Genomic DNA, 26,098 nt, shown 5'->3' with positions numbered 1-26,098 from the left:
TGGGTCTGTCCTCAGAAGGCTTTGACGGCCGCAAGGCTGCGGGTGGCAAAGCGATGGTGATCGGCGGGCTTGTCGTGTTCCACGACGAAACGGGTGACGTGGGCGGCATCCAGCGCGGCCTTGATCGGTGCCCAGTCGAGGGTGCCATGGCCCACGTCGGCCCAGCCATCCTCGTCCAGCGCCTCGCCCTTGGGCGCGATGTCCTTGACGTGGACGGCGATGATGCGGCCCGCATACTTGTTGATCCAGGCGACAGGATCCTGCCCGGCGCGGGCGGTCCAGCCAAGGTCAAGCTCCAGCTTCAGATCAGGCGCGGCGGCCATGATCAGGTCCAGAGGCAATTCGCCGGTCTCGGTCGGTTTGAATTCGAAATCGTGGTTGTGCCAGCCGAAGGGCAGGCCCGCGGCGATGATCGGTGCACCGGCCTTGGCCAGACGTTGACCGAAGGCAGTCCAGCCCGCGGCATCGGTCGGGCGGTCGGCGGGCATCACGAAGGGCACGATGACCGCGTCCATCCCCATCGTGCGGGCGACGTTCAGCGCCACGTCGGGGCTGCCTTCGACCATGTCGAGGCCGAAATGCCCTGTGGTCATCTTCAGGCCCGCGGCGTCCAGTTGCGCCTTCAGCGCGGCAGGATCGTCGTAAAGGCCGCCGAAGCCTTCGACTTCGGTGAAACCGGCATCGGCCAGCATCGACAGGGTGTCGGCGAGGGGCGGGAAGTTGCGCGAGCAGTAAAGCTGGTAAGAGATCGAGGGCATGGTCTTGGCCTTTCAGGTGGTCATGGTGGCGCTGTGCAGGTCGCGCAGCGTGAAGGTAGGAGCGGGGCCCGGCGCGGCGGGCGTGAAGGTGATTGTCGCCGGCGCACCGGGAAACAGCGCGAAGGCATTGTTCGAGAAACGCCCCGGCCGGTCGGCCTCGACGGCTACGAACAGCGCCAGCGCCTCTGCGGTCAGGGTCAGGCGCCAGCCGTCACCGTCCTGCGCGACCTTTAGCTCGATCCGCGGCGCGCGCAGGTCATAGGCTTTGTAGGGCTTCGGCGCAAAGACATCGCCGCCGCGGGTGCCGTCGGGCGCCTCCCACGTGAAGGCCAGCATTTCCTGCGAGGTCAGGCTGTCGCGCGGGAGGGTCAGGACCGGGGTGGCGCTGTCATCGACGGTGACGGTCGCGCGGCCAAGCTCGCGCACCGTGCCGTCCATTGCTGCGGCGCGCGCGATAACAGTCAGGTCTACCGACTGCGCAGTGTCATTGACGGCGCGAAGCTCGATCACTTCGCCCGTTGGCACCGCCGACACCATTACCGGCGCGTAGAAGTGGCGCGCCATGTGGTGCAGCAGTTTCCAGCCGCCGCCATGATCAAGACTGGCCCAGGAACAGACCGGCCATGTGTCGTTGAGCTGCCAGTAAAGCGTGCCCATGCAATGCGGCCGCAGGCTGCGCCACTGGGTGACGGCGGTCTTGATCGCCAGGCCCTGCTGGACCTGGCTGAGATAGACGAAATCCTCGAATCGGGCCGGGAAGCGGAAAGTCCGGAACATGGTTTCCGCGATCCGCGCATTGCCGCCTGCGTTCTTCTGGTGGCTTTCCAGAACGGGCGAGGCGATGTTCCAGTCGGCCGGATCGGCGAACCGGCGGATCACCTCCATCGACGGGTAAGACTGGAACCCGAATTCGGAACAGAAGCGGGGGCTGACATCGCGGTAATGGTCGAAGTCGCGGCCCTCGTGCCAGACCGACCAGAAATGCATGTCGCCCGATCCGTCGTCATGCCAGGCGTCGCCAAAGTTCATCGGCCCCGGCGAGGGCGAGGAGGGCCACCAGTTTGCGCCCGGATCGGTCCGCTTCAGCGCCGCCTCGACCGCGCGGTTCAGCCGGTCGTAGTTGACGAGGTAGCGGTCGCGGTTGGCGCGCGTCTCGGGATACCAGGTCAGCGCACCGATCAGCTCGTTGTCGCCACACCAGAGGGCGAGGCAGGCATGATGCTGCAACCGGGCGACGTTTTCGGCGACCTCGGCCTCGACCTCGGCCAAAAAGGCCGGGTCAGAGGGGTAGATGTTGCAGGCGAACATGAAGTCTTGCCAGACCATCAGCCCCATCTCGTCGCAGAGGTCGTAGAACCAGTCCGGCTCGTAACGTCCGCCACCCCAGATGCGGATCATGTTCATGTTGGCATCCACCGCCGAGCGCAACAGGTCTGCCACGCCGTCGCGGGTGATCCGGCCCGCCAGCGCGTCGGCAGGAATCCAGTTGGCGCCCTTGGCGAAGATGTCGCGCCCGTTGACGCGGAAGCGGAAGCCAAGGCCGGCCTCGTCCCGCTCGGTCACCAACTCGATCTGGCGCAGGCCGATGCGGCGGGATGCCGTGGTGCCGCCGACGGTCACGCTCAGGTCGTGCAGCGGTTGCGCGCCCTGGCCCGCGGGCCACCACAGGGCGGGATCGGTCACCGTGAAACGGGTAGTCAGGGTGGGACCGGCGACGGTGCCCTCGGCCATCTGCCCGGCGAAGGCGATGGCATAGGGCGCGCCCTCGGCCTGCGCGACATGGGCAGTGACGGTGACATCCACCGCGCCGGCGCGGTGGTCCTGCGTCACCATCACGCCGTCGATGCGCGGCGCGGCAGCGGGCACCAGCGCGATGCGGCCGTAAAGGCCGAAGGGCGCCAGCGCGATGTTCCAGTCCCAGCCAAAATCGCATTGCGGCTTGCGCAGCAGGTTGCCGTTGGGGATCGGGCAGTTGGTGCTGTAGGGCAGGGCAAAGGGCTGTGCCGCCTGCAGCCGGTCGGCCTCGGCCGGGGCGGAGTGAAAGGTAATCTCGATCCGGTTTTCACCCGCCACGGCCACGCCTGTCAGGTCCGCGCGGTAGCTGCGGAAAGCGTTGGCCGTCTTCAGCACCTCCTGCCCGTTCCAGCGGATCGTGGTCAGCGTATCGACCTCGGACAGCTCCAGCGCCACCGCCGGATCGTCCAACATGACGGTGCGCGACAGCACCCAGTCCGCCTGCGAAATCCAGCGCAGGTCATATTCGTTGCGGCCGAAATAGGGGTCGGGGATCAGGCCCGCGGCATGCAGTGCCGAAATGCCGTCGCCGGGCAGGTCCATGTCACAGGCCAGCCCGCCGCCGGCCTGTGCAAGATGCCAGCGCCCCGAAAGGTCGATCAGAGCGCCGGGTGTCACAAACGCAGCTCGGATTTGGCGTCGAAGAGCGAGGCGCGGGCAGGGACGATTCCGATGCGCAGGGGCTCGCCGTGGCGGACCTGCGCATGGCCGTCCATCCGCACGCGGAACCGCTCGCCCGCGACTTCGGTCCAGACCAGCGTGTCCGAGCCCATCGGTTCGACGATGTCGACGGTCACGTCGAGCTGTACCGGCGCATTGCCGACAAGTTCGCCGGTCACGACATGCTCTGGGCGGATACCGATGGTGGCGGGCCCGCCGGGGGGCTGCGGGCTGGCGTAGTTGTAGCCTGCCATCGGGATCGTCAGATCGCCGCGGGCAAAGACACCATCCTGCAACTGACCGTCGATGAAGTTCATCGAAGGGCTGCCGATGAAGTCCGCGACATAGCGGTTCTGCGGCCTGCTGTAGATCTCGTCGGGCGTGCCGAGTTGCATGATGTGCCCGCCCTTCATGATCGCGATGCGGTCGGCCAGCGTCATCGCCTCGACCTGGTCATGGGTGACGTAGATCATGGTGTTGTTAAGCTGCTGGTGCAGACGCTTGATCTCGACCCGCAGGTCGGCGCGCAACTTGGCGTCGAGGTTCGACAGCGGCTCGTCGAAGAGAAACACGTCGACATCGCGCACCAGTGCCCGGCCGATCGCGACGCGCTGGCGCTGGCCACCTGACAGGGCACTTGGCTTGCGGTCGAGCAACGGTTCGATCTGCAGGACTTCCGAGGCGCGGGCGACGCGCTTCTCGATCTCGGCGCGGGGCACGCCTGCGGTCTTCAGGCCGAAGCTGAGATTGCCGCGCACCGACATCTGCGGATAAAGCGCGTAGGACTGGAACACCATGCCGATGCCGCGGTCGGCGGGTTCGGCCCATGTCACGTTCTTGCCCTTGATCCAGATTTCGCCGTCGCTGATGTCCAGCAGGCCGGCGATGCAGTTCAACAGCGTGGACTTGCCGCAACCGGACGACCCCAGAAGCACGATGAATTCGCCCTCCGAGATGTCGAGGGTCAGGTTCTTGAGAACTTTGACCGCGCCGAAGTTCAGCGTGAGATCCTTGACGGAGACGGAGTGATTGGTCACGGGATTATCCTTTCACCGCACCGGCCGCGATACCGCGGACGAACCAACGGCCGGAAATGAAGTAGATGATAAGCGGGACCGCGGCGGTGATGATGGTCGCGGCCATGTCGACGTTGTAGGTGCGGGTGCCGGTTGTGGTGTTGACGATGTTGTTGAGCTGCACCGTCATCGGCCAGTTGTTCCGGCCGGCGAAGATCACGCCGAACAGGAAGTCATTCCAAATGCCGGTGACCTGCAGAATGATGGCGACGATGGTGATCGGCACCGACATCGGCAACATGATGCGGACGAAAATCTGCCAGAACCCCGCGCCATCAATCCGCGCCGCCTTGAACAGTTCCGACGGGATCGCTGCGTAGTAGTTGCGGTAAAGGATCGTCAGGATCGGCATGCCGAAAATGGTGTGGACGATGATGATCCCCCACAGTGTCGAGAACAGGTGCACCTCGCGCAGCGCGATGATCAGCGGGTAGATCACCACCTGGTAGGGCACGAAGGCGCCAAAGACCAACAGGCCGAAAAACAGGTTGGCTCCGCGGTAGCGCCAGAACGACAGCGCGTATCCGTTGATCGAGGCGATCACGATCGAGATGAAGACGCTGGGCACGGTGATCTTGACCGAGTTCCAGAAGCCGGGCGAAAGGCCGTTGCAGTCGCGCCCGGTGCAGGCATGCATCCACGCGTCGATCCAAGGCTGAACGGTCCATGTCTCGGGCAGGCCGAAGAGGTGACCCTGCCGGATCTCGGGCATCGTCTTCAGCGAGGTGACGACCATGATGTAAAGCGGCACGAGAAAGAACAGCGCCGAGATGATGAGAAAGCCGTAAAGACCAATCCGTGCAACCGACAGGCGGCGCGGCTTGGGGCCACGCGGCGCGGCGGCCGCGGCGGGGCCAGATGTTGCTGTCGTGCTCATGCCGTGGCCTCCGCCCTGAGAATCGCCGCGTTCTTGCGACGGGTCGAAACGATGCGGCCCAGTCCGATCAGGGCGATCACCGCGATCACTGGCAGCAGCATGATGGTGGCCGCGGCCATGCCCTGACCGACGTTGTAGCTCTTGGTGATCATGTCGATGACATAGACGGCAGGCATGTTGGTAGAGATGCCCGGCCCGCCCCCGGTCATCGCGACGACAAGGTCATAGACCCGCACCACGCCGACCGCGATCAGAACGAAAGCGGTGCCGATCGAGCCGCGCATCATCGGGATGACGATGAAGATGTAGACGCGCCAGATCGGGATCCCGTCAATGCGCGCGGCCTTCCAGATTTCGGCGTCAATGCCACGCAGGCCGGCCAGAAGGATGGCCATCGTCACCCCCGAGCCCTGCCAGATGCCGGCCACGACAAGGCCATAGATCGCGGTATTTGGATCGACGAGTGGTGAGAATTGGAAATTCGCCCATCCAAGGCTGCGCACGGTGTGTTCGATGCCGAAGTTCGGGTCCAGCATCCATTGCCAGACCAGACCGGTCACGATCAGCGACATGGCGAAGGGGTAAAGGTAAATGGACCGCAGCAGGTCTTCCTGCCGGATCTCCTGGTCCATGAAAACCGCGAGCAGGAACCCGAAGGCCAGCGCGAATACCATCAGCAGAATGCCAAAGATCCAGATGTTCTGAACCGCAACCAGCCAACGGTCATCCTGCCAGAGCCGATGGTACTGCTTGAAGCCGACCAGTGTGCTGTTTGGAAAAAGTTTCGAATCGGTGAACGACCAGAAGACGGTGAATGCGATCCCGATCACGTAGACGCCGATTGCCACGATCATCATTGGCACAGTGCCGATGATGGCGCTCAGGCGCAGTCGTCTTTTGCGCGCTTGTGCCATGTCCTGCCCCCCTTGCCTCGAAGCCGACGCGCCCCGGCGCGGCCCCTTCAGGCGATGGTATCGAAAAACGAAGGGGCGCCGGCTTGCACGGGCGGCGCCCCTTCTTTTTCATGACGCGATCATTAGCTCGCGTTCTTGATGATCTCGACCCATTTGGCCTGGGCTTGCTCGGCCGTCATGTTGTCGTCCGACCAGAACTGGGACACCAGCGCGCCGAGGGCGTTGGAGGTGTCGGCCGTGATGAAGCGACCGGGCGAGTCGGCGATCTGATCGGGGTGCTCGACCGCCATCAGCGCCTTCTGCATGCACGGGTCGGCGGTCGACATGTCGACGTCGCCACGCACCGGCATCGAGCCTTTGGCGTTGTTGAAGGCAACCTGCACCGCGGGGCTGATCAGCAGCGCGGCAAGGCGTTTTTGCGCAGCTTCAGCGGCCGGGTCGGACTGTTTCGGGAACACGATGACGTCGCCGTCGGTGGTCACGATCGGGCTGTCTTCGTTCAGGCCGATCATGCAGCCGTAGTCTTTCACACCGGTCATGCCGGCCGCTGCGAATTCGCCACGGGCCCAGTCGCCCATGATCTGCAGCGCCGCCTTGCCGGTGATCACCATGTTGGTGGTGTCGTTCCAGTTGCGGTTGGCATAGCCATCATCCGCGAATTGCTTGAGCGCCTTGAAGTTGGTCAGGGCTTTCAGCATTTCGGGGCTGGCGGCAATCGTGGTGTCCTTGTCGCGGTACATCTTGTCGCGAGTTTCGATGCCAAGCGCGGCCAGAAGGATCTGGTCAAAGGCGCCGGAGATCTGCCAGCCGCCACCGTCGCCACCGATGGCGAAGGGAATGAAGCCCGCCGCTTTCAGCGCCGGGGCGTCAGCCACGAACTCGTCAAAGTTGGTGGGGTTCGGCAGGCCGGCAGCCTTGAACGGCGCATAGGAATACCACGCCCAGTCCCACGAGTGGATGTTCACCGGCACGCAGTACCAATGGCCATCGACAAGGCAGGCGCTCTGGATCTTGGCAGGGCGGATGACGTCGGCCCAGTGACCGGCCGCAGCCACGTCGTCCAGTTGCAGCAATTGGCCGTTCTTGATCAGCTCTTCATACTGGCGGCCGGGGTTGAACTGCGCCGCGCCCGGAGGGTCGCCACCAAGGATGCGCTGCATGATGGTCTGGCGGGCAACGTCGCCGCCGGCGATGGCGCTGTCGATCCAGTGATCGCCCTGACCGTCATTGTCGAACGCTTTCGCGAACTCTGCCACCGCGCGGGATTCGCCTTTCGACGTCCACCAGTGGATGACCTCAAGGTCGGTCGCGTGGGCCGCTCCGGCAAAGCCCAGCGCCGCCGAAGCCAGCAGCATGGTTGTTAGTTTCACGATTTTCTCCTCCCTGGTTCTAAATCGTTATAGAAAGTCCTATATCGATTTAGATTGACCTTGCAACTATTTTTGAATCACCCTTTGGGTCGGGTGGCGGTGCTTTCAGCAGGCCACCGCCGGGGGAGGAAGACACCATGAGAGGGGCGGCATGACGCAGCGTGACCCGATCCTGGGCCGCAGGAAGGCCGGGGCAGCGCGCGCCAGCACGAAGCCCACGTTGAAGACCATCGCGAAGATGAGTGGGCTGGCCGTGCCTACCGTCAGTCGCGCGCTGTCTGACGCGCCCGACATCGGTGCAGACACAAAGAAACTGGTGCGCCGGATCGCGACCGAGATCGGCTATGTGCCGAATCGGGCCGGTGTCCGCCTGCGCACCGGACGGACCAATGTGATCAGCCTTGTCCTGTCGACCGAGCATGACATGATGAACCACACGGCACGGCTGATCTCGGCCATCGCGGGGCAGTTCCAGTCGACCCAGTTCCACATGATCGTGACGCCGTTCTTTCCAAGCGACGACCCGATGAAGCCGATCCGCTACATCGTCGAATCGGCGTCGGCGGACGGAATCATCTTCAACCAGACCCAGCCCGAGGATCCGCGCGTGGACTTCCTGATGGCCCGGGGCTTTCCATTTGCCACGCACGGGCGCGACATCTGGGCGGACCAGCACCCGTATTTCGACTACGACAATATCGTCTTCGGCCGTCACGGCGTGCGGCGACTGGCGGCACGTGGGCGGCGCCGGCTTTTGGTTGTCGCGCCGCCGATGGCGCAGAATTATGCGCAGAACATTCGTGATGGGGTGATGGCAGAGGCCGCGGCCCAAGGCCTGTCTGTGCGGATTCTGGAGGGTGCAACCAGCGACAGCAGCAGCGACGAGGTGCGCAGTGCCGTGGCCGCCGCACTGACGACGGAGCCGGCGATCGACGGGCTGATCTGCTCGAGTACCGCAGCGACGATGGCGGCCGTAGCCGCGCTGGAATCGCGCGGCCGTGTCGTGGCAGACGATATCGACGTCTTCGCCAAGGAGGCGATCCCCTTTCTCAACCTCTTCCGACCGGGCATCATTGCCGTGCGCGAGGACGTAGCCCGCGCCGGTGAGTTTCTGGCCCGCGCGGTGATGCAGGCCGTGCGCAATCCCGAATTGCCGCCGATGCAGGGGCTGGAAGTGCTGCAGGACGACGACACGAACGAAAGGCAGGACGTATGACATCACAGATCAAGGGGCCGGCGCTGTTTCTGGCACAGTTTGCGGGCGATGCAGCCCCGTTCAACTCGCTGGCCGACATTGTCGGCTGGGCTGCCGGGCTCGGCTACAAGGGGGTGCAGATCCCCACCTTCGACGGGCGGCTCTTCGACCTCGACAAGGCTGCCGAAAGCCAGACCTATTGCGACGAGGTGAAGGGGATCTGCGCCGATGCAGGAGTGGAGATTACCGAGCTTTCGACCCACCTGCAGGGCCAACTGGTGGCGGTGAACCCCGCCTATGACCTCGCCTTCGATGCCTTCGCGCCCGAGGCGATGCGCGGCAATCCCGCCGCGCGGCAGGCCTGGGCCGTGGACCAGGTGAAGAAGGCCGCCGTCGCCTCGCGCCGGTTGGGCCTGAGCACCTCGGTCAGTTTCACCGGCAGCCTTGCCTTTCCGTTCCTTTACCCTTGGCCCGGCCGTCCCGCCGGCCTGATCGAGGAAACCTTTGCCGAGCTTGCCCGCCGCTGGGTGCCGATCCTTGATCATTACGCCGAGAACGGCGTCAGCATCGGCTACGAGATCCATCCCGGCGAGGACGTGTTCGATGGCGCGACGTTCGAGATGTTCCTTGACGCCTGCAAGGGCCACGCCGCGGCGATGATCAACTACGATCCCAGCCACTTCGTGCTGCAACAGCTTGATTATCTTGCCTTCATCGACATCTACCACGAGCGGATCAACGCCTTCCACGTCAAGGATGCCGAGTTCAATCCGGACGGGCGGCAAGGTGTCTATTCGGGCTATCAGCCTTGGATCAGCCGCGCCGGGCGTTTCCGCAGTCTGGGCGACGGTCAGGTTGATTTTCCGGGGATATTTTCCAAGCTCACCCAATATGGTTATGACAGTTGGGCGGTGCTGGAATGGGAATGCTGCATCAAGTCGCCCGAGCAGGGCGCGGCCGAGGGCGCGCCCTTCATCGCGCGTCACCTGATCGAGGTGACGGGCAAGGCGTTTGACGATTTCGCAGCCGGCACGCGCGATGACGCCACGATCAATAGGATGCTGGGCCTGTGACACGACTGAGACTTGGAATGGTGGGCGGCGGACAAGGCGCGTTCATCGGTGCGGTGCATCGCATTGCCGCGCGTATCGACGACCGCTGGGAGCTGGTGGCTGGCGCACTGTCGTCCGATCTGGAACGTGCGATGGCCTCGGCCTCGGATCTGGGTATCGCGCCCGACCGTTCGTATGGCGATTACGCCAAGATGGCGGAGATCGAGGCGGCCCGGTCCGACGGGATCGACGCGGTGGCGATCGTGACGCCGAACCACGTTCACGCGGCTCCTGTCATCGCCTTTCTGAAGGCCGGGATCGCGGTGATTTGCGACAAGCCGCTTTGCGCGACGCAAGACGAAGCGACCGAGATTGCCAAGGCCGTGAAGGCGGCCAAGGTGCCCTTCGTTCTGACGCACAACTACACCGGCTATCCGCTGATCCGGCAGGCCCGCGCGATGGTCGCGGCGGGGGAACTTGGGACGATCCGCGTGGTGCAGGCCGAATATGCGCAGGACTGGTTGACCGAGGCGGTGGAAGAGACGGGAAACAAGCAGGCCGAATGGCGCACCGATCCGGCACGCTCGGGCGGGGGCGGTGCGATTGGCGATATCGGCACCCATGCCTTCAACCTGTTGTCCTTCGTCACTGGCCTGCGGGCCGAGGCGTTGGCCGCCGATCTGCAAAGTTTCGGCCCCGGCCGGCGCGTGGACGACAACGCGCATATCATGCTGCGGATGGAAGGCGGTGCGCGCGGGATGCTTTGGGCCAGCCAGGTCGCCGTCGGCAACGAGAACGGACTGCGCCTGCGCATCTATGGCGACAAGGGCGGGCTGGAATGGGGGCAGGAAAACCCCAACGTCATGACCTTGGCCCGTGTAGGTGAGCCAAAGAAGATCGTCACCCGCGGCGGCGCGGGCCTTGGCGGTGGCGCTGGGCAATGGACGCGCATCCCGCCCGGCCACCCCGAGGGCTATCTTGAAGGCTTCGCCAACATCTATGCCGACGCCGCCGACCTGATCGGGGGCCACGGCGACCGGGCGCTGTTGCCGGGAATCGAGGCGGGGCTGGACGGGATGTGGTTCATCGACGCCTGTATCCGGTCGAGCAAGGCCGATGGTGCCTGGGTGGCGCGCTAGCGCCTGAAACGGGCCAAGCCGGGCAGCCCCGTTGCAGGGGCCGCCCGTCATTGTTCAAGACGAGGCATCTTCCAATCTGGATGCCGCCTTGGTCTCGAAATCGCTGGCGTCGTGCCGCTCGGGCAACTGCTCGTGCGGCTCACCCCAGGTCTTGTTGACCATCCGGCCCCGGATCACCGCCGGGCGCGCGTCGATCATCTGCGCCCAGCGCTGGACGTTCTTGTATGACGCGACATCAAGGAACTCGGCCGCGCCATATTGCCGGCCCAACGCCAGTGCGCCGTACCACGCCCAGATCGCGATATCGGCAATCGTATAGTCCTCTCCGGTCATGTAGGTGCGCTCGGCCAGGTTGCGGTCCAGTACGTCCAGTTGCCGCTTCACCTCCATCGTGTAGCGGTTGATTGGGTATTCCCACTTTTCCGGCGCATAGGCGTAGAAATGGCCGAAACCGCCGCCAAGATAGGGCGCGCTGCCCATCTGCCACATCAGCCAGGACAGCATTTCGGGCTTCAGCGCGGGATCTTTCGGCATCAGCGCGCCGAACTTCTCGGCGAGGTAAAGCAGGATCGCGCCTGATTCGAAGATGCGCGTCGGCGGCGTGGTGGAATGATCCATCAGCGCCGGGATCTTCGAGTTGGGGTTCACCTCGACAAAGCCACTGCCGAACTGGTCGCCGTCGCTGATTTTGATTAGCCAGGCGTCGTATTCCGCGCCCTTGTGGCCCAGCGCCAGAAGCTCTTCCAGCATGATCGTGACCTTCACGCCGTTGGGCGTGGCCAGTGAGTAAAGCTGTAGCGGGTGCTTGCCCACGGGCAGCTTGGCATCATGGGTGGCCCCGGCGATGGGGCGGTTCAGCTTGCCCCATGTGCCGCCGTTTTCCTTGTCCCAGGTCCAGACTTTGGGGGGGGTATAAGTATCGCTCATCTTGGCCTCTTTTCGATTGTCTCGGTCGTCCACATAGGGGCGATCTGCCGTGTTGCCACCCTCAGCGGTCGGGGATCGCGTCGCGCTTGCGGCCCGCCTCGGGCCAGTCCTCGATGGCGGCCAGCGCCTCGTCCGCCGTCTCGACATAACGAAACAGCGTCAGGTCCTGGGCCGAGATCGTGCCCGCCTCGACCAGTGCGTGCCAGTTTATCAGCTTGTCCCAGAAGGCCCGGCCGAACAGCAGGAACGGCACCTGCGCCATCCTGCCGGTCTGGATCAGCGTCAATGCCTCGAACATCTCGTCCAACGTGCCAAAGCCGCCGGGAAAGATGCAGATCGCCCGCGCACGCATCAGGAAATGCATCTTGCGGATGGCGAAATAGTGAAAGTTGAACGCCAGTTCCGGCGTGACGTAGGGGTTGGGCGCCTGTTCGTGCGGCAGCACGATGTTGAGGCCGATCGAGCGGCCCCCCGCCTCGGAGGCTCCCCGGTTCCCCGCCTCCATCACGCCGGGGCCGCCGCCCGTGACGATCACGTCATCCGTCCCGCCGGCAGCGAGCGAGCGTTCTGTCATCGCGCGGGCAAAGGCGCGCGCCTCGTCATAATAGCGCGACAGCTCGGCCAGCATCGGGGTGCGGGCGCTGGCGCTGTGTTCGGGCGCGGGAATGCGCGCGCCCCCGAAAAGCACGATGGTCGAGGTGATGCCGGCCGCATTCAGCGCCGTTTCCGCCTTCAGCAGTTCCAGTTGCAGGCGCACGGGCCGCAGGTCCTCGCGCAGCAGGAAATCGTCATCGGCAAAGGCCAGGCGATAGGTGGGCGAGCGCGTCTGCGGCGTGTCGGGCACCTGTCCCGCGGTGCGCCGGTCCATCAGGCTGTCACGGAACGGGTGGCGGCGGGTTTCGTCCTGCATGGCGCGGTATGTCCTCGTCGATTGCCTAAGGGGCCGGAACCGGTCTATAGCCCGCGCAACCCGTCATTGACAGACAAACCGGAGTGAACCCGATGTCCAACGCCGCGCTTGAGACCGCCATCGAAGCTGCCTGGGAGGCCCGCGACGGCATCAGCCCCGCCACCACCGGCGAAGTGCGCGAGGCGATCGAGGATACGCTGGCGGCGCTGGACAGCGGCCACCTGCGGGTGGCCGAGAAACAGGCCGACGGGCGCTGGCACGTCAACCAGTGGGCCAAGAAGGCCGTACTGCTGTCGTTCCGCCTCAATGACATGGAAGCGATCCCCGGGGGCAATGGCGGCACGACATGGTGGGACAAGGTGCCGTCGAAATTCGCGGGCTGGGGCGACAACCAGTGGCGCGCGGCGGGCTTTCGCGCGGTGCCGGGGTCCATTGTGCGCCGCTCGGCCTTCATCGGAAAGAACGTGGTTCTGATGCCGTCCTTCGTGAATATCGGCGCCTATGTCGACGAAGGTACGATGGTGGACGGCTGGGCGACGGTGGGAAGCTGCGCGCAGATCGGCAAGCATGTGCACCTGTCGGGCGGCGTCGGCATCGGCGGCGTGCTGGAACCGATGCAGGCCGGCCCGACGATCATCGAGGACAACTGCTTCATCGGCGCGCGGTCCGAGGTGGTCGAGGGCTGCATCGTGCGCGAGGGATCGGTGCTGGGGATGGGCGTCTTCATTGGCAAGTCGACCAAGATCGTCGACCGCGAGACCGGCGAAGTGATGTATGGCGAGGTGCCGCCCTACTCGGTCGTCGTGGCCGGGTCGATGCCCTCCAAGGGCGGCGTGAACCTTTACTGTGCGGTGATCGTGAAGCGGGTGGACGCCCAGACGCGGGCCAAGACCGGCATCAACGAGTTGCTGCGCGACTAGGCTGAATGCCGACAGGATCCTCGGGCGGGCCGGTGACAGGGCGGTATCGCTTCCGCAGGGCCAGTGTGCGAGATCTGCCGATGATTGCGGCGTGGCAGGGCCAGCCGCATGTGCGCGCGTGGTGGGATGCGGCCACGCCCTATGACGCCGACGACCTTGCCGACCCGCGCGTGGCCCGGTGGATTGTCGAAACCGGGGGCCGCTCCTTTGCGTTCATGCAGGACTACACGGTTCACGGCTGGGACGAGCATCACTTCGCGCAACTGCCGCCGGGTTCTCGCGGTATCGACCAGTTTATCGGCGAGGCCGAGATGATCGGCCATGGCCATGGAACCGCCTTCATCGCGGCCCGCCTCTGGGCGTTGTTTGAGGCCGGCGCGCCGGTCGTCGCCACTGATCCGCACCCCGATAACGGCCGGGCGATCGCAGCCTATCGCAAGGTGGGCTTTAAGGTGTTCGGGCCGCCGCAAGACACCCGCTGGGGCCTGATCCTTCCGATGCAAGCCACGCGATAGGTGGGCGGGGGGCAAGGTCCCGGCCGTTTTCCTTGTCTGGTGCGACGCCCACGTGTCGTGCCAGACTGTGACTGCGCAATTGAGGGCAGGCAATTCAGGTAGGTCCGATGATGCTGGAGATCGAACCCGTCCGCACCAAAGCACAGGCAGCCGCGGTCGAACGACTGGCATGGGATTTTGTCGACTGGCTGCGCGCGCGCTACCCCGAGCGCAAGGACCAGATCGACAATTACCTTGCCCATCAGAAATTCGCTGAAAACGTCTCGGACGTGCGGGTCAGGTATGGGCCGCCGCAGGGCGAATGCCTGCTGGCCGTGCTGGACGGCATGCCTGTGGGCATCGTGATGCTGACGGATGCCGGTAATGGTATCTGCGAGATGAACCGCATGTTCGTCAGCGAGGCGGCGCGCGGCAGCGGGGCGGGCCGCGCGCTGGTCAGCCGGTTGCAGGACTGTGCGCCCGAGATGGGCTTTCGCCGCATGGAACTGGGCGCGCTGCCGCGCCATCACGAGGCGCTCTCGCTTTACCGCAAGATGGGCTTTGTCGAAGACCCCGGCCTTGACGATCACGGCGGCGGGGATGACGCAATCAAGATGGCGGCCGACCTCTGAAACGCCTATGAGCGAGCCGAACCCGTGATGACGGAGCGCGCGATGCCAGACAAACCCGTGAAACAGAAGCGCCCCCAGCAGGTCTATACCCTTCTGGTCGAGGTTGGCCGTCATCCCGGCGACGGGCTGCCCGAGGGCAGCACGGGGGCGGCGCTGATGTGCTACGCCAGCGGCGTGGACGAGGCCGAGGCGGTGCGCGAGACGGTGGCGATCCTGAAGCAGGCCGATCTCGCGCCGCTCGATGTTTCGGGCTACGGCACGCTGGAGGAACGGCTGGCCGACGGCCATGACATCGACGAAGATGAACGTGCGCTGATGGCCAAGGCGCTGGAGGAAAACAGCGTGATCGTCGCGCAGATGACGCCGTTCTTCGATACCGCCGACTAGGCCGCGTCAGGCCACGCCGGACATCGCCAGTGTGACAGCTTCGGTATTGTTCAGGATGCGCAGCGTCGTGTCCTGGAACCGGCCGCGCGGGCGCCATTCGTTGGGCATTCCGGCCAACAGCGAACTGCCCCACGTGCCCGGATTGGCCAGCAAGGGTGCTGCATCCAGCCCCTCCATCTCGACCCCGGCGAGCATCAGGCTGGCGGGCCGGTCCAGCAGGACCTGGTGCCAGCGTTTCACCAGTACGGGCGGGGCTGGCACGATCGCCCGGTCGTGGCGAAGGTGCCGCGCGGCCGCGCCAACCCGGTCGCGCGCGAAGAGGTATTCGACGCCAGAACCGCGCAGAACCAGCCGCTGACAGGGGGCGATGGTGACGTTCTCGCGCGCGCCGTAATAGGGCGCGCGCAGGACAAGCGGTGCGAAGGGGCCGCGTGCGGGCAGGTCCTGCCATCCGGCCCAGCGGACCTGCGCGATGTCGCCATCCCCGGTCAGAACAACCTCTCCCGGTTGCAGACGGCCCATCGGCACCACGCCGCGCGGCGTGGCGACAGGTGCTGCGCCGTCGATCGTGGCGGTCGGGCCCGCCGGCTCGACCCGGTCCGAGAGCGCAAGAAAGCTGACACCGGGTGCCAGCGGGCAGCCGTCCGGCAGGGTCATCAGCGCGGCGGCCATGCGATAGGACAGCGGCAATGGCCCGATCACGTCAGCCTGGAACAGTTGCCGCCGATCCGGCAGCCAGAGGCTGAGCGTGCCGATCCGCGTCGGGGCATCCCAGCTGTAGCTGATCACGGTGCTTTCGCGGACAGCGCCAAGGTCGGTCGGCAAAGCAGCGGTGACGATCTGGTTTCCCTGCCATTGCGTGAGGTGGACCGATCCGCGCGGGCCGAGGCCCAGCATCAGCCCGCATGGCCATGGCTGGTGCGTGTCAAGGCGGATGAGATCGCCCTGCTGCATCGGATCAACCTCGAAGGCCAGCATAAGCGTGCCGCGCGGCAACAAGGCATCGGGATCGGCCGGGGTGGAGGGGGCCGGTCGGCCCAGCCCTTGCGGGCAGAACTGCCCCCGCGCGCCTTCTCGCAGGCCGACCCAGCTCAACGCCGCACCTGCGCGATGGCAGGCACACGCCATTGGGCGGCGCGCTTTGCGGTCCGGGATCGTCTCATCTGCTCTGCCCTGCCTCGGGTCATCTTATTGATGATGTCCCTAGCGCAAAGTGACGGGCCTTGGGGAGGGGCGATTGTGCCTTGGCGCACGAAACGCTGCCAATTTGTCGCCAAGTGGCCACAGTTATCGGGATGCCCGGCCCGATTGCATCGGGCAGGCCACCGCGATAGCCAAGACCTGAAGGAGACCTCCAATGACTGAACCAACCGATCCCGTTGCCCTGACGGCTGCTCTTGTCCGCTGTCCCTCGGTGACGCCGGCCGAAGGCGGCGCGCTGGTGCTGCTGGAAAAGCTTTTGTCCGATGCCGGGTTCACCTGCTCGCGGGTCGACCGGGGCGGTGTGTCGAACCTCTTTGCGCGCTGGGGCCGCAAGGGCGCCAACCGCAGTTTCGGCTTCAACGGCCACGTCGACGTGGTGCCGGTGGGCGATGCGAAGGCGTGGAGCGTCGATCCGTTCGGCGGAGAGATCCGTGACGGTTTTCTCTGGGGGCGCGGCGCGACCGACATGAAATCTGGCGTCGCGGCCTTTGTCGCGGCGGCGGTGGATTTCGTTCGCGACACGCCGCCCGATGGTGCGGTGATTCTGGCGATCACCGGCGACGAGGAGGGCGACGCGAAGGATGGCACCGTTGCGCTGCTCGACTGGATGGCCGCCGAACATGAGACGATGTCGGTTTGCCTGGTGGGCGAGCCGACCTGCCCCGAGACCTTCGGCGAGGCGATGAAGATCGGTCGGCGCGGCTCGCTTAGCGCCTTCGTGACCGTGACAGGGGTGCAGGGCCATTCGGCCTACCCGGCGCGGGCAAAGAACCCGCTGCCCGCGATGGCACGGCTGATCGACAGGCTTTGTGCGCATGAGCTGGATTCGGGGACAGATCATTTCGACCCTTCCGTGCTGGTGCCGGTGACGATCGACACCGGTAACCCCGCGACCAACGTGATCCCCGCGCAATGCCGCGCCACCATCAATGTCCGTTTCAACGACGCCCATAGCGGTGACAGCCTTACGGCATGGCTACGGGCCGAGGCCGCGCAGGTTGCCGAAGCCTGCGGTGTGAAGATCGCGGTTGAGGTGAAGGTTTCGGGCGAGAGTTTCCTCACCCCACCGGGGCCGCTGTCAGAGATGGTGGCAGGCGCGGTGAAAGCCGAGACCGGGATTGAGCCTGTGCTGTCGACCTCGGGCGGGACCTCGGACGCGCGCTTTGTCAAGGATCACTGCCCGGTGGTGGAATTCGGGCTGGTGGGCAAGACGATGCACGCGGTGGACGAACGGGTGGAGGTGGCGCTGATCACCCGGCTGAAGGCGGTCTATTCCCGGATTCTGCGGGAGTATTTCGCCTGACGGCGATGCCTCCGGCGAGAGTATTTGGGGCAAGATGAAGGCGCGGGTGTTTCCCGGTGACGGGCGACGGGGCGCATGGTAGGGCAGGGGCATGAGCACCCTTCCCTCCAAGGCGCAGATCCTGACCTGGATCGCCGAGAACCCAACGCTGACCGCAAAGCGCGACATCGCGCGCGCCTTCGGCATCAAGGGGGCGGCGCGGGTCGACCTCAAGGCGCTGTTGCGCGAGATGGAGGCGGAGGGCGCCCTGACCAAGCGCCGCCACAGCTACCGCGATGCCGACAAGCTGCCGCCCGTTGCGGTGCTGGAGGTGATGGCGCCCGATGCCGATGGCGACCTGTTCGCCCGCCCGCTGGAATGGCAGGGCGAGGCGCGGCCACCCCGCGTGCTGATGCTGCTGCGCGAAAGCGATCCGGCGCTAGGCGCGGGCGACCGCATTCTGGCGCGGATGACCGAGGTGCGGGGTGAGGACCACGACTATACCGCGCGGCTGATCCGGCGCATCGGGATGAACCCGCAGCGCATCGTTGGTGTTTTCAAGCGCGACTCCGAAGGCGGACGCATTCTGCCTGTCGACAAGGGGCAGGACCGGCAATGGGTGGTGGGCCCGGGTGCGGAGTATGGCGCCAAGGATGGTGAACTGGTCGAGGCCGAGCAGATTGGCCCCAAGGGCCGGCTGGGCCTGCCCAAGGCGCGCATCGTGGCCCGCCTCGGCGACCCCAGCGCGCCGCGTGCGGTATCGCTGATCGCGATCCACCAGCACGGCATCCCCGACCATTTCCCCGACGCGGTGATCGCCGAGGCGGATGCCCAGACCCCCGTCGGGCTGGGCAAGCGCGAGGACTTGCGCCACCTGCCGCTGGTCACCATCGACCCGGCCGATGCGCGCGACCATGACGATGCCTGCCTTGCCATCCCCGACCCCGACCCGGCCAATCCGGGCGGGTTCATCCTGTGGGTGGCGATCGCCGATGTCGCGCATTACGTCCGCCCCGGCTCGGCGCTGGACCACGAGGCGCGAAAGCGCGGCAACTCCACCTATTTCCCCGACCGCGTGGTGCCGATGCTGCCCGACCGCCTGTCGGGCGACCTGTGTTCGCTGCACGAGGGCGTCGACCGGCCCTGCCTTGCGGTGGAGATGCGAATCTCGGCTGAGGGCGACAAGATTTCCCACCGTTTCACCCGCGCGCTGATGCGTTCGGCCGCGTCGCTGAATTACGAAGAGGTGCAGGCGGGGCAGGACGGCCATCCGGGCGAGAAGGTTGCCCCGCTGATGGCCGAGGTCATCGCGCCGCTTTACGGCGCCCATGCCGCGCTGAACCGCGCCCGCGCGGTGCGCCAGCCGCTGGATCTGGACCTGCCGGAGCGGCGGATCGTGCTGGACGAGGCCGGCACCGTCGCTTCGGTCGCCTTCAAGGAGCGGCTGGACGCGCACCGGCTGATCGAGGAATTCATGATCCTCGCCAATGTCGCCGCGGCCGAAACGCTGGTGGCCAAGCGCACGCAGCTGCTGTTCCGCGTGCATGAAGAGCCCAGCCCCGAAAAGCTGGATGCGCTGCGAGAGGTTGCCCATGCCTCGGGGCTGGTGCTGGCCAAGGGGCAGGTGTTGCATACCGCGCAGCTCAACCACCTGCTGGCACAGGCGGCGGGCACCGACCAGGACGAGTTGATCAACCTTGCCACGCTGCGGTCGATGACGCAGGCCTATTACGCGCCCGAGAATTTTGGCCATTTCGGACTGGCGCTGCGGCACTACGCGCATTTCACCTCGCCGATCCGGCGTTATTCGGACCTGATCGTGCATCGCGGCCTGATCACGGCGCATCACTGGGGTGATGACGGGCTTGGGCCCTTCGATGTCGAACATCTCGACGAGACTGCCCAGCAGATCAGCGATACCGAGCGGCGCTCGATGATGGCAGAGCGCGACACGACCGACCGCTACCTTGCCGCCTTCCTGTCGGACAGGGTGGGGGCGGAGTTTGCCGGGCGGATCAGCGGCGTGGCGCGCTTTGGCCTCTTCGTGAAACTGGACGAGACGGGAGCCGATGCGCTGATCCCGATCCGCACGCTGGGGCACGAGTTCTTCCACTTCGACGCCGAGGCGCAGACGCTGATGGGCGCTGACAGCGGCACGATCATCGGGCTGGGCCAGCGGGTGACGGTCAAGCTGGCCGAAGCCTCGGCCGTGACCGGCGGACTGATCGCCGAATTGGTGACGCTGGACGAGCGGTTGATGCCGCGCGGCCCCACCCATCGCGGCCGGGGCAAGGCGGCGCGCCCGCGGCTGGCCAAGGCCAAGCGGGCCGCCGCGGCCAAGGCCCGCAAGGTCAAGCGCAGCCGGCACTAGCGCAGGCCCGGCGGAAAAATGCGCGCGCCGGGGCAGTGCAATGGCGGAACGGCCCGATTCCGGGTAGGCTCGGCCGCAATTATCAAGAACCGTCCAGCAAATGGATCGTGACATGAGAGCAGTCCGGGCCGCGCGGGGCGCGGCCATTCTTGCCGCAGGCGCATTCTTTGCGCCATTGACCACGGTTGCGCAGGCCGCGCCACTGGTGGCCTCGATCGCGCCGCAGGGCCGTCCGGCGGGGCTGGGCGGTGGTGATGCCGCGGTGGCCGCTGCCGTTGCCTCGGCGCGAGATGGCGGTTCGAGTGTCATCCTGTCGGTTTCGCCCCGGCCCTTCGCGCGGCCGGGAGAGCGCGACATGGTCATGAAGGTGGCCGATACCGCCGATCCGGGGTTTGCCCGCTGGATCACGGCCTTCCGGCACCGGGCCGAAGCGCGCGGGATCAGCCGGCGGACGCTGGACGCCGCCTTTGCCGGCGTGCAGTTGGACACCGACGCGTTGCGCCGCGATGCCAACCAGTCGGAATTCACCAAGACCCTGTGGGACTATCTTGACAGTGCCGCGTCGGACAGCCGGGTCAGTTCGGGGCGGGCGGCGCTGCGGCGCTATTCCGGCCTGCTCGATCAGATCGAGGCGCGCTATGGCGTGGACCGGCAATACGTGGTGGCAATCTGGGGGCTGGAAAGCGCCTATGGCACCCATCGCGGGAGTAGTCACATCGTCGCCTCGTTGGCGACGCTGGCCTACGAGGGGCGGCGCGGCCGGTTCTTCGAGAACGAGTTGATGGCGGCGCTGCGTATCCTCGATCATGGCGACGTGCGCGCGGCCGACATGACCGGCAGCTGGGCGGGCGCAATGGGCCATACCCAGTTCATGCCAACCTCGTACCTCGCCTACGCGGTGGATTTCAACGGCGACGGGCGGCGCGACATCTGGTCTGACGACCCGACCGACGCGCTGGCCTCGACGGCGGCCTACCTTGCGCGACACGGCTGGACCCGTGGCCAGCCTTGGGGGGTGGAGGTTAACCTGCCGCGCGGCTTCGACTATGCGCTGGCCGACCGACGCATCACCCGCTCGCCCGCCGAGTGGGCGCGGCTGGGCGTGGTCGGGCTGAACGGGCGGGCAGTGCCGAATTACGGTGCGGGCTCCATCCTGGTACCGGCGGGGGCGCAGGGCGCGGCCTTTATGATCTTCCACAACTTCGACGTGATCGAACGCTACAACACCGCCGATGCCTATATCATTGGCGTTGGCCATCTGGCCGACCGGATCATGGGCGGCGGGCCGATCCATCACTCATGGCCACGCGGCGACCGCGCGCTGAGTTTTGCCGAGCGGGTCGAGTTGCAGCGGCGGCTGACGGCGGCGGGGTATCCGGCGCGGGCTGATGGCCTGATCGGGCCACTGACCATCGACGCGGTGCGCGGGTATCAGCGCGCGCATGGGCTGATCCCGGACGGCTATGCCTCGCTGGCACTGCTGACGCGGCTGCGGGGTTAAAGAAGCGCGCCGAATTCCTGCAGGACGCGGGCATAGACATCGCGCTTGAAGGCGACGATGCCGGGCACCAGTTCGTCCGGCGCGGCCCAGCGCCAGCGCGAGAATTCGGGGTGGTTGCGGGCGATGTCGACCTGATCATCGGTGCCGAGGAATCGCATCAGGAACCACTTCTGCTCTTGCCCACGATAGCGGCCCTTCCAGATGGTCGGCACCACGTCATGCGGCAGGTCGTAGGCGATCCAGCCGGGGGTTTCGGCCTCGATCCGCACCAGCGCGGGCGAGACCCCGGTTTCCTCCTCCAGTTCGCGCAAGGCCGCGCCGCGGGGGTCTTCGCCCGCGTCGATGCCACCTTGCGGCATCTGCCATGCGTCCTGGTCGCGGTCGCGACGTTGGCCGACGAACACGCGCCCGGCCGGGTTGACCAGCATCACGCCGACATTGCGGCGATAGGGAAGGCGGGCGATATCCTCGGGGGTCATGGCGTTGGCGAGGGCGAGCCATTGGCCCGCCCCCTTTCCCGGGGTCAGTTCGCCGGAGCCGGAGCCGGCGCCGGCGCTGCGTCAGACGCGGGCGCGGCATCGGCGGCGGGCGGCGTGGCCGCGCTGTCGCTGGTGGCGCCGCCATTGCCCAGCTTGTTCAGCCCGGTGAGGATGTCGATGGCATAGGCCAACTGGTAGTCCTCGTCGCGCAGTTTCGCGGCGGCCTCGGCCTTGGCTCGGTCCTCCTGAACTTGCTTCATCTCGTCGGGCGTCAGGCTGTCGTTGTTGAGTGCGCCGCGCAGGTCCGCCTCAGAGCGCATCTGCGGCTGCGCCGGCTGATCGCCGGAGCTAACGGCGCCTGCGGGTGGCGGCGGCGGCTGTTCCACGATGATGTCGGGCTGGATGCCAAGGTTCTGGATCGACCGGCCCGATGGCGTGTAGTAGCGCGCCGTGGTCAGCTTCATCGCGGCGTCGCCCTTCAGCGGCATCACGGTCTGGACCGAGCCCTTGCCGAACGACTTCGTGCCGATCACTACCGCGCGGTGGTGGTCCTGCAACGCGCCCGCCACGATTTCCGAGGCCGAGGCGGTGCCGCCGTTGATCAGAACGACAATCGGCTTGCCCATCGCCAGATCGCCCGGCGTGGCGTTGTAGCGTTCGCCATCCGAGGGCAGGCGGCCACGGGTCGACACGATCTCGCCGGCGTTGAGGAAGGCATCGGCCACATAGATCGCCTGGTTCAGCAACCCGCCGGGATCGTTGCGCAGGTCGATGACGAACCCGTTGACCTTGTCCATGCCCCCGGCGGCGGCGACCTGCGCCTTGATGCCGTCCTGCAGGTTCTGGAACGTCTGGTCGTTGAAGGTCGAGATACGCAGAACCACCGTCTGGCCCTCGGTCCGGGCGCGCACGGCAGTCAGCTTGATCGTGTCACGCACCAGTGAAACATCGAACGGGTCGGTCACGCCCTTGCGCACGATGGTAATGGTGACGTCCGATCCGACCGGCCCGCGCATCTTGTCGACCGACTGGTCGAGCGTCAGGCCCATCAGGCTTTCGCCGTTGACGGCGGTGATGTAGTCGCCAGTCTGGATGCCCGCGGCCGCGGCCGGCGTGCCGTCCATCGGCGAGACGACCTTGATCCAGCCTTGGTCCTGCGTCACCTCGATGCCCAGCCCGCCGAACTCGCCCCGCGTCTGCACCCGCATCGCGGCGGCGTCCGTGGCCGACAGATAGCTGGAATGCGGATCGAGCGAGGACAGCATGCCGTTGATCGCGGCCTCGATCAGCTTCTTTTCGTCGACGGGTTCGACGTACTGGTCGCGAATGCGCTGGAACACGTCACCGAACAGGTCAAGCTGTTCGTAGACGCTGCTGTTGCGGTTGGCCTCCTGCGCGATCAGGGGACCGGCGATCTGGGTCGTGGCGAGCAGGCCCAGCACTGTTCCGGTCGTGGCGGCGATCACAAGCTTTTTCATCGAGACTCCTGTTTCAGTCCGGCGCGAACCAGGTCGCGGGGTCAACCGGACCTTGCCCTTCCCGGACCTCAAGATAAAGGGTTTCCGTCCGGGCCTGACCGGCCCCTGCCGCTGTTTCGGTCAAAATCGCGTCAACATCCGGCGTGGCGCCTCCCATCAGGCCCACGGGCGAGCCTGCGGGCAGCACCTGCCCGGCCTCGCCATAGACCTCGCCCAACCCGGCAAGGACGAACAGCACCCCGGGCGCGGGTTCAAGGATGACGACATTGCCGTAATCCAGCAGCGGCCCGCGAAAGCGTACCGTGGCTGCGACCGGCGTGGTGACCAATGCGCGCGGCGCGGTCGCGATGACCCAGCCGGGACGCACGATGCCCGCTGCATCGGCCGCGTTGAAGCCGCGCAGCACCTGTCCCGCAACCGGAAGCGGCAGCGCGCCCTTGGCAGGTGTCGCATCAGGCGCGGTGCCGGTTTCGGGCCCGTCCAGCGTGCCATCAAGACCGCTGGCAAAGGCGGCAAGCGTATCGGTCGAGGCCAGCAGCAGCGCCGTCTGCACCTCGTCTTCGGCAAAGCGTCGCGGCAGGTCGGTGCGATCCGAGATTGCGGCGCTTAACTCGGCGCGGGCCTTCTGCGCGTCGGCAAGGCCGCGTCGCAGCGTATCGGCGGCGCCGTCCTGCACCTTGCGCAGGTCCGCCACTTCCTGCAGCCGCGCGCGCAGTGTTGCAACCTTATCCTGAAGGGCAGGCGTGACATCCGCCAACAGCATGCCCGACCGCGCGGTGCCCAGCGCGCCCGACGGGTGCAGCAACATCACCGGCTCGGGCGTCTTTCCCATCGTCTCCAGCACAGCCAGCAATTGTGCCACCTCGTCGCTTTGTGCGGCCAGTTGCGCCTCGATCGCCTGCTGGCGGATCGTGGCCCTGCGCAGGCCGTCGCGCAGCGCGATCAGCCCCTGTTCATAGGCCTTGACGGTGGCGGTCAGTGCCGCGACCCGGTCACGCGCGCCCTCGGCCTTGGTCAGCTGGTCCTGCGCGGCGACAAGGGCGGCGCGCGCGGCCTCGGCGGTGGCGGCGGCCGATTGCGGCGCGTCGGCCGCCATCGCCGCCGAAAACGGCAGCGTCAGGGCCAGCAGCGCGGCAAGCGGGCGGATCATCGGTCGATGAGGCTTTTACCGGTCATTTCCGGCGGCGCCTCCAGCCCCATCAGGTCCAGCAGCGTCGGCGCAAGGTCGGCCAGCCGCCCGTTGTGTAACCTCGCGCCCTTGGGTCCGCCGAACAGGATCACCGGCACCGGGTTGGTGGTGTGCGCGGTGTGCGGCTTGCCCGTCTCGGGATCGACCATCGTTTCGCAATTGCCGTGATCGGCGGTGACGATCATCGCGCCGCCGGCCTTTTCCAGTGCCGCGACAACGCGGCCCAGACCCCGGTCCACCGCCTCGACGGCCTTGATCGCGGCCTCCAGCACGCCGGTATGGCCCACCATGTCGGGGTTGGCATAGTTGGTGACGATCAGGTCATACCCCTTCTCGATCGCCGCGACGAACGCATCGGTCACTTCGACCGAGGACATCTCGGGTTGCAGGTCGTAGGTCGCGACCTTGGGCGATTTCGGCATGAACCGGTCCTCGCCTTTCTCGGGCGTTTCCTTGCCGCCGTTGAGGAAGAAGGTGACGTGCGGGTATTTCTCGGTTTCGGCAAGGCGGAACTGGGTCAGCCCGTGGCTGGCCACCCAAGCCCCCAACGTGTTGACGATCTTGCGCTTGGGAAAGACGGTCGCATACCACGCGTTATGCGCGTCGGAATATTCGGCCATGCCCAGCCGCGCGGCGAGGTCTGGCATCGCGCCCCGATCGAAACCGTCGAAATCTGGATTGGCGATCGCGGCGAGGATTTCGCGCGCCCGGTCGGAGCGGAAGTTGAGGCAGAACAGGCCATCGCCCTTTGCCATGCCGGAATAGTCGCCGATCACGGTGGCGGGGATGAACTCATCGGTCTTGCCGTCGGCGTAGGCGGCCTCGATGGCGGCCCCGGGCGTGTCTGCATGGCCGCCCTTGCCGTTGACCATCGCGTCATAGGCGGTCTGGACCCGCTCCCACCGGTTGTCGCGGTCCATCGCGTAGTAGCGGCCGATGACCGTTGCCACCTGCGTGCCGTCGGGCAGGCGCGGCAGCAGCGCGGCCATGTAGTCGGCCGCCGAGGAGGGCGGCACGTCACGCCCGTCGGTGATCGCGTGCAGCACAACCGGCACGCCGGCTGCGGCAATGGCATTGGCCGCGGCGACGATATGGTTGACGTGGCCATGCACCCCGCCGTCCGAGACGACGCCCATCAGGTGCGCCCGCCCGCCGCTGGACTTCAGCTTGTCGATGAAGGCGACCAGCGCCTTTTCCTTGGCAAAAGACCCGTCCTCGATCGCCAGGTCGATCTGACCAAGGTCCATCGCCACCACACGGCCCGCGCCGATATTGGTATGGCCCACCTCGGAATTGCCCATCTGCCCGCGGGGCAGGCCCACGTCGGGGCCGTGGGTGACAAGCTGCGCATGCGGGCAGGTCGCCATCAGGTGCCGAAAGGTGGGAATATCGGCCAGCGCGGGGGCATTGGCGGTCTTGTCCGCGCGCAGCCCCCAGCCATCGAGGATGCACAGGACAACGGGTTTGGGTGCGGCCATGGCGGGGCTCCT

Annotated in this window: 23 protein-coding genes; 10 read left to right on the top strand and 13 right to left on the bottom strand. The window is 66.1% G+C overall.

Annotation, left to right across the window (positions count from 1 at the left end):
- Positions 1-11: 11 nt before the first annotated feature.
- The 6 genes from GC146_RS16705 to GC146_RS16680 all read right to left on the bottom strand — a co-directional run bounded on the left by GC146_RS16705 (position 12) and on the right by GC146_RS16680 (position 7,449).
- Positions 12-758: a sugar phosphate isomerase/epimerase gene (locus tag GC146_RS16705; RefSeq protein ID WP_291841217.1), complete on the bottom strand. Its 747-nt coding sequence runs from the start codon at positions 756-758 to the stop codon at positions 12-14.
- Positions 759-770: 12 nt separating this feature from the next.
- Positions 771-3,170 carry a glycoside hydrolase family 2 protein gene (locus GC146_RS16700; RefSeq protein WP_291841215.1) on the bottom strand — a complete coding sequence of 800 codons (2,400 nt, stop codon included), beginning with the start codon at positions 3,168-3,170 and terminating at the stop codon, positions 771-773.
- Entirely contained in the window at positions 3,167-4,249 is a 1,083-nt protein-coding gene (gene ugpC / locus GC146_RS16695) for a sn-glycerol-3-phosphate ABC transporter ATP-binding protein UgpC (RefSeq protein ID WP_291841213.1), read from the bottom strand. The genes GC146_RS16700 and ugpC overlap by 4 nt, the downstream gene beginning before the upstream one ends.
- A gap of 4 nt (positions 4,250-4,253) precedes the next feature.
- Positions 4,254-5,165, bottom strand: coding sequence for a carbohydrate ABC transporter permease (locus tag GC146_RS16690; RefSeq protein WP_291841211.1), 912 nt, complete (start codon positions 5,163-5,165; stop codon positions 4,254-4,256).
- The gene (locus tag GC146_RS16685; RefSeq protein WP_291841208.1) at positions 5,162-6,079 is read right to left on the bottom strand and encodes a sugar ABC transporter permease; all 918 of its coding nucleotides are present in this window, start codon (positions 6,077-6,079) and stop codon (positions 5,162-5,164) included. Before GC146_RS16685 ends, GC146_RS16690 begins: the two co-directional genes overlap by 4 nt.
- 122 nt (positions 6,080-6,201) lie before the next feature.
- On the bottom strand, positions 6,202-7,449 hold the full coding sequence (locus tag GC146_RS16680; protein ID WP_291841206.1) for an ABC transporter substrate-binding protein: 1,248 nt from the start codon (positions 7,447-7,449) through the stop codon (positions 6,202-6,204).
- 151 nt (positions 7,450-7,600) lie between these two features.
- Between GC146_RS16680 and GC146_RS16675 the strand changes: the two genes are divergently transcribed.
- From GC146_RS16675 to GC146_RS16665, 3 genes are read left to right on the top strand one after another with little or no spacing between them, the layout of a single operon-like run.
- A complete protein-coding gene (locus GC146_RS16675; protein ID WP_291841205.1) occupies positions 7,601-8,665 on the top strand; it encodes a LacI family transcriptional regulator in 1,065 nt (354 codons plus the stop codon).
- Positions 8,662-9,717 (top strand): sugar phosphate isomerase/epimerase, encoded by a 1,056-nt coding sequence (locus GC146_RS16670; protein WP_291841202.1) that lies wholly within the window; start codon positions 8,662-8,664, stop codon positions 9,715-9,717. The genes GC146_RS16675 and GC146_RS16670 overlap by 4 nt, the downstream gene beginning before the upstream one ends.
- A gap of 17 nt (positions 9,718-9,734) precedes the next feature.
- A complete protein-coding gene (locus tag GC146_RS16665) occupies positions 9,735-10,835 on the top strand; it encodes a Gfo/Idh/MocA family oxidoreductase (RefSeq protein WP_291841302.1) in 1,101 nt (366 codons plus the stop codon).
- A 54-nt stretch (positions 10,836-10,889) separates the two neighbouring features.
- On the opposite strand, the gene yghU is transcribed toward GC146_RS16665, so the two are convergent.
- Positions 10,890-11,762, bottom strand: a complete 873-nt coding sequence (gene yghU / locus GC146_RS16660) for a glutathione-dependent disulfide-bond oxidoreductase (RefSeq protein ID WP_291841201.1) — start codon at positions 11,760-11,762, stop codon at positions 10,890-10,892.
- Between the two features lie 61 nt (positions 11,763-11,823).
- Complete coding sequence (locus GC146_RS16655; protein WP_291841199.1) at positions 11,824-12,672, bottom strand: TIGR00730 family Rossman fold protein; 849 nt, start codon at positions 12,670-12,672, stop codon at positions 11,824-11,826.
- A gap of 92 nt (positions 12,673-12,764) precedes the next feature.
- On the opposite strand from GC146_RS16655, the gene dapD reads away from it, so the two are divergent.
- The 4 genes from dapD (at position 12,765) to GC146_RS16635 (ending at position 15,105) form a co-directional block, all read left to right on the top strand.
- On the top strand, positions 12,765-13,592 hold the full coding sequence (dapD, locus tag GC146_RS16650; protein WP_291841301.1) for a 2,3,4,5-tetrahydropyridine-2,6-dicarboxylate N-succinyltransferase: 828 nt from the start codon (positions 12,765-12,767) through the stop codon (positions 13,590-13,592).
- Positions 13,593-13,597: 5 nt separating this feature from the next.
- A complete protein-coding gene (locus GC146_RS16645; protein ID WP_291841198.1) occupies positions 13,598-14,107 on the top strand; it encodes a GNAT family N-acetyltransferase in 510 nt (169 codons plus the stop codon).
- 107 nt (positions 14,108-14,214) lie between these two features.
- Positions 14,215-14,718: a GNAT family N-acetyltransferase gene (locus GC146_RS16640; RefSeq protein ID WP_291841196.1), complete on the top strand. Its 504-nt coding sequence runs from the start codon at positions 14,215-14,217 to the stop codon at positions 14,716-14,718.
- Positions 14,719-14,760: 42 nt separating this feature from the next.
- Positions 14,761-15,105: a hypothetical protein gene (locus GC146_RS16635; protein WP_291841194.1), complete on the top strand. Its 345-nt coding sequence runs from the start codon at positions 14,761-14,763 to the stop codon at positions 15,103-15,105.
- A 6-nt stretch (positions 15,106-15,111) separates the two neighbouring features.
- Here GC146_RS16635 and GC146_RS16630 read toward each other — a convergent pair whose 3' ends face one another.
- A complete protein-coding gene (locus GC146_RS16630) occupies positions 15,112-16,200 on the bottom strand; it encodes a Hint domain-containing protein (protein ID WP_291841192.1) in 1,089 nt (362 codons plus the stop codon).
- A gap of 262 nt (positions 16,201-16,462) precedes the next feature.
- Between GC146_RS16630 and dapE the strand changes: the two genes are divergently transcribed.
- From dapE to GC146_RS16615, 3 genes are all read left to right on the top strand, one after another.
- Positions 16,463-17,611, top strand: coding sequence for a succinyl-diaminopimelate desuccinylase (gene dapE, locus GC146_RS16625; RefSeq protein ID WP_291841190.1), 1,149 nt, complete (start codon positions 16,463-16,465; stop codon positions 17,609-17,611).
- Between the two features lie 91 nt (positions 17,612-17,702).
- On the top strand, positions 17,703-19,961 hold the full coding sequence (rnr, locus tag GC146_RS16620) for a ribonuclease R (RefSeq protein ID WP_291841188.1): 2,259 nt from the start codon (positions 17,703-17,705) through the stop codon (positions 19,959-19,961).
- Positions 19,962-20,073: 112 nt separating this feature from the next.
- Positions 20,074-21,462, top strand: a complete 1,389-nt coding sequence (locus GC146_RS16615; RefSeq protein ID WP_291841186.1) for a lytic murein transglycosylase — start codon at positions 20,074-20,076, stop codon at positions 21,460-21,462.
- Here the strand turns inward: GC146_RS16615 and GC146_RS16610 are convergent.
- From GC146_RS16610 to gpmI, 4 genes are read right to left on the bottom strand one after another with little or no spacing between them, the layout of a single operon-like run.
- Positions 21,459-21,941: an RNA pyrophosphohydrolase gene (locus tag GC146_RS16610; RefSeq protein ID WP_291841185.1), complete on the bottom strand. Its 483-nt coding sequence runs from the start codon at positions 21,939-21,941 to the stop codon at positions 21,459-21,461. The genes GC146_RS16615 and GC146_RS16610 overlap by 4 nt on opposite strands.
- A 44-nt stretch (positions 21,942-21,985) precedes the next feature.
- The gene (locus tag GC146_RS16605) at positions 21,986-23,419 is read right to left on the bottom strand and encodes a S41 family peptidase (RefSeq protein WP_291841184.1); all 1,434 of its coding nucleotides are present in this window, start codon (positions 23,417-23,419) and stop codon (positions 21,986-21,988) included.
- A 13-nt stretch (positions 23,420-23,432) separates the two neighbouring features.
- On the bottom strand, positions 23,433-24,569 hold the full coding sequence (locus GC146_RS16600; RefSeq protein WP_291841183.1) for a peptidoglycan DD-metalloendopeptidase family protein: 1,137 nt from the start codon (positions 24,567-24,569) through the stop codon (positions 23,433-23,435).
- A complete protein-coding gene (gpmI, locus tag GC146_RS16595; protein ID WP_291841181.1) occupies positions 24,566-26,086 on the bottom strand; it encodes a 2,3-bisphosphoglycerate-independent phosphoglycerate mutase in 1,521 nt (506 codons plus the stop codon). Before gpmI ends, GC146_RS16600 begins: the two co-directional genes overlap by 4 nt.
- Positions 26,087-26,098: the final 12 nt, after the last annotated feature.

It is taken from the genome of Limimaricola sp. (genome assembly GCF_016125575.1).
GTDB lineage: Bacteria > Pseudomonadota > Alphaproteobacteria > Rhodobacterales > Rhodobacteraceae > WGLM01.
Note: the sequence above shows the minus strand (reverse complement) of the source record. Positions and strands in the feature narration are given on the sequence as shown.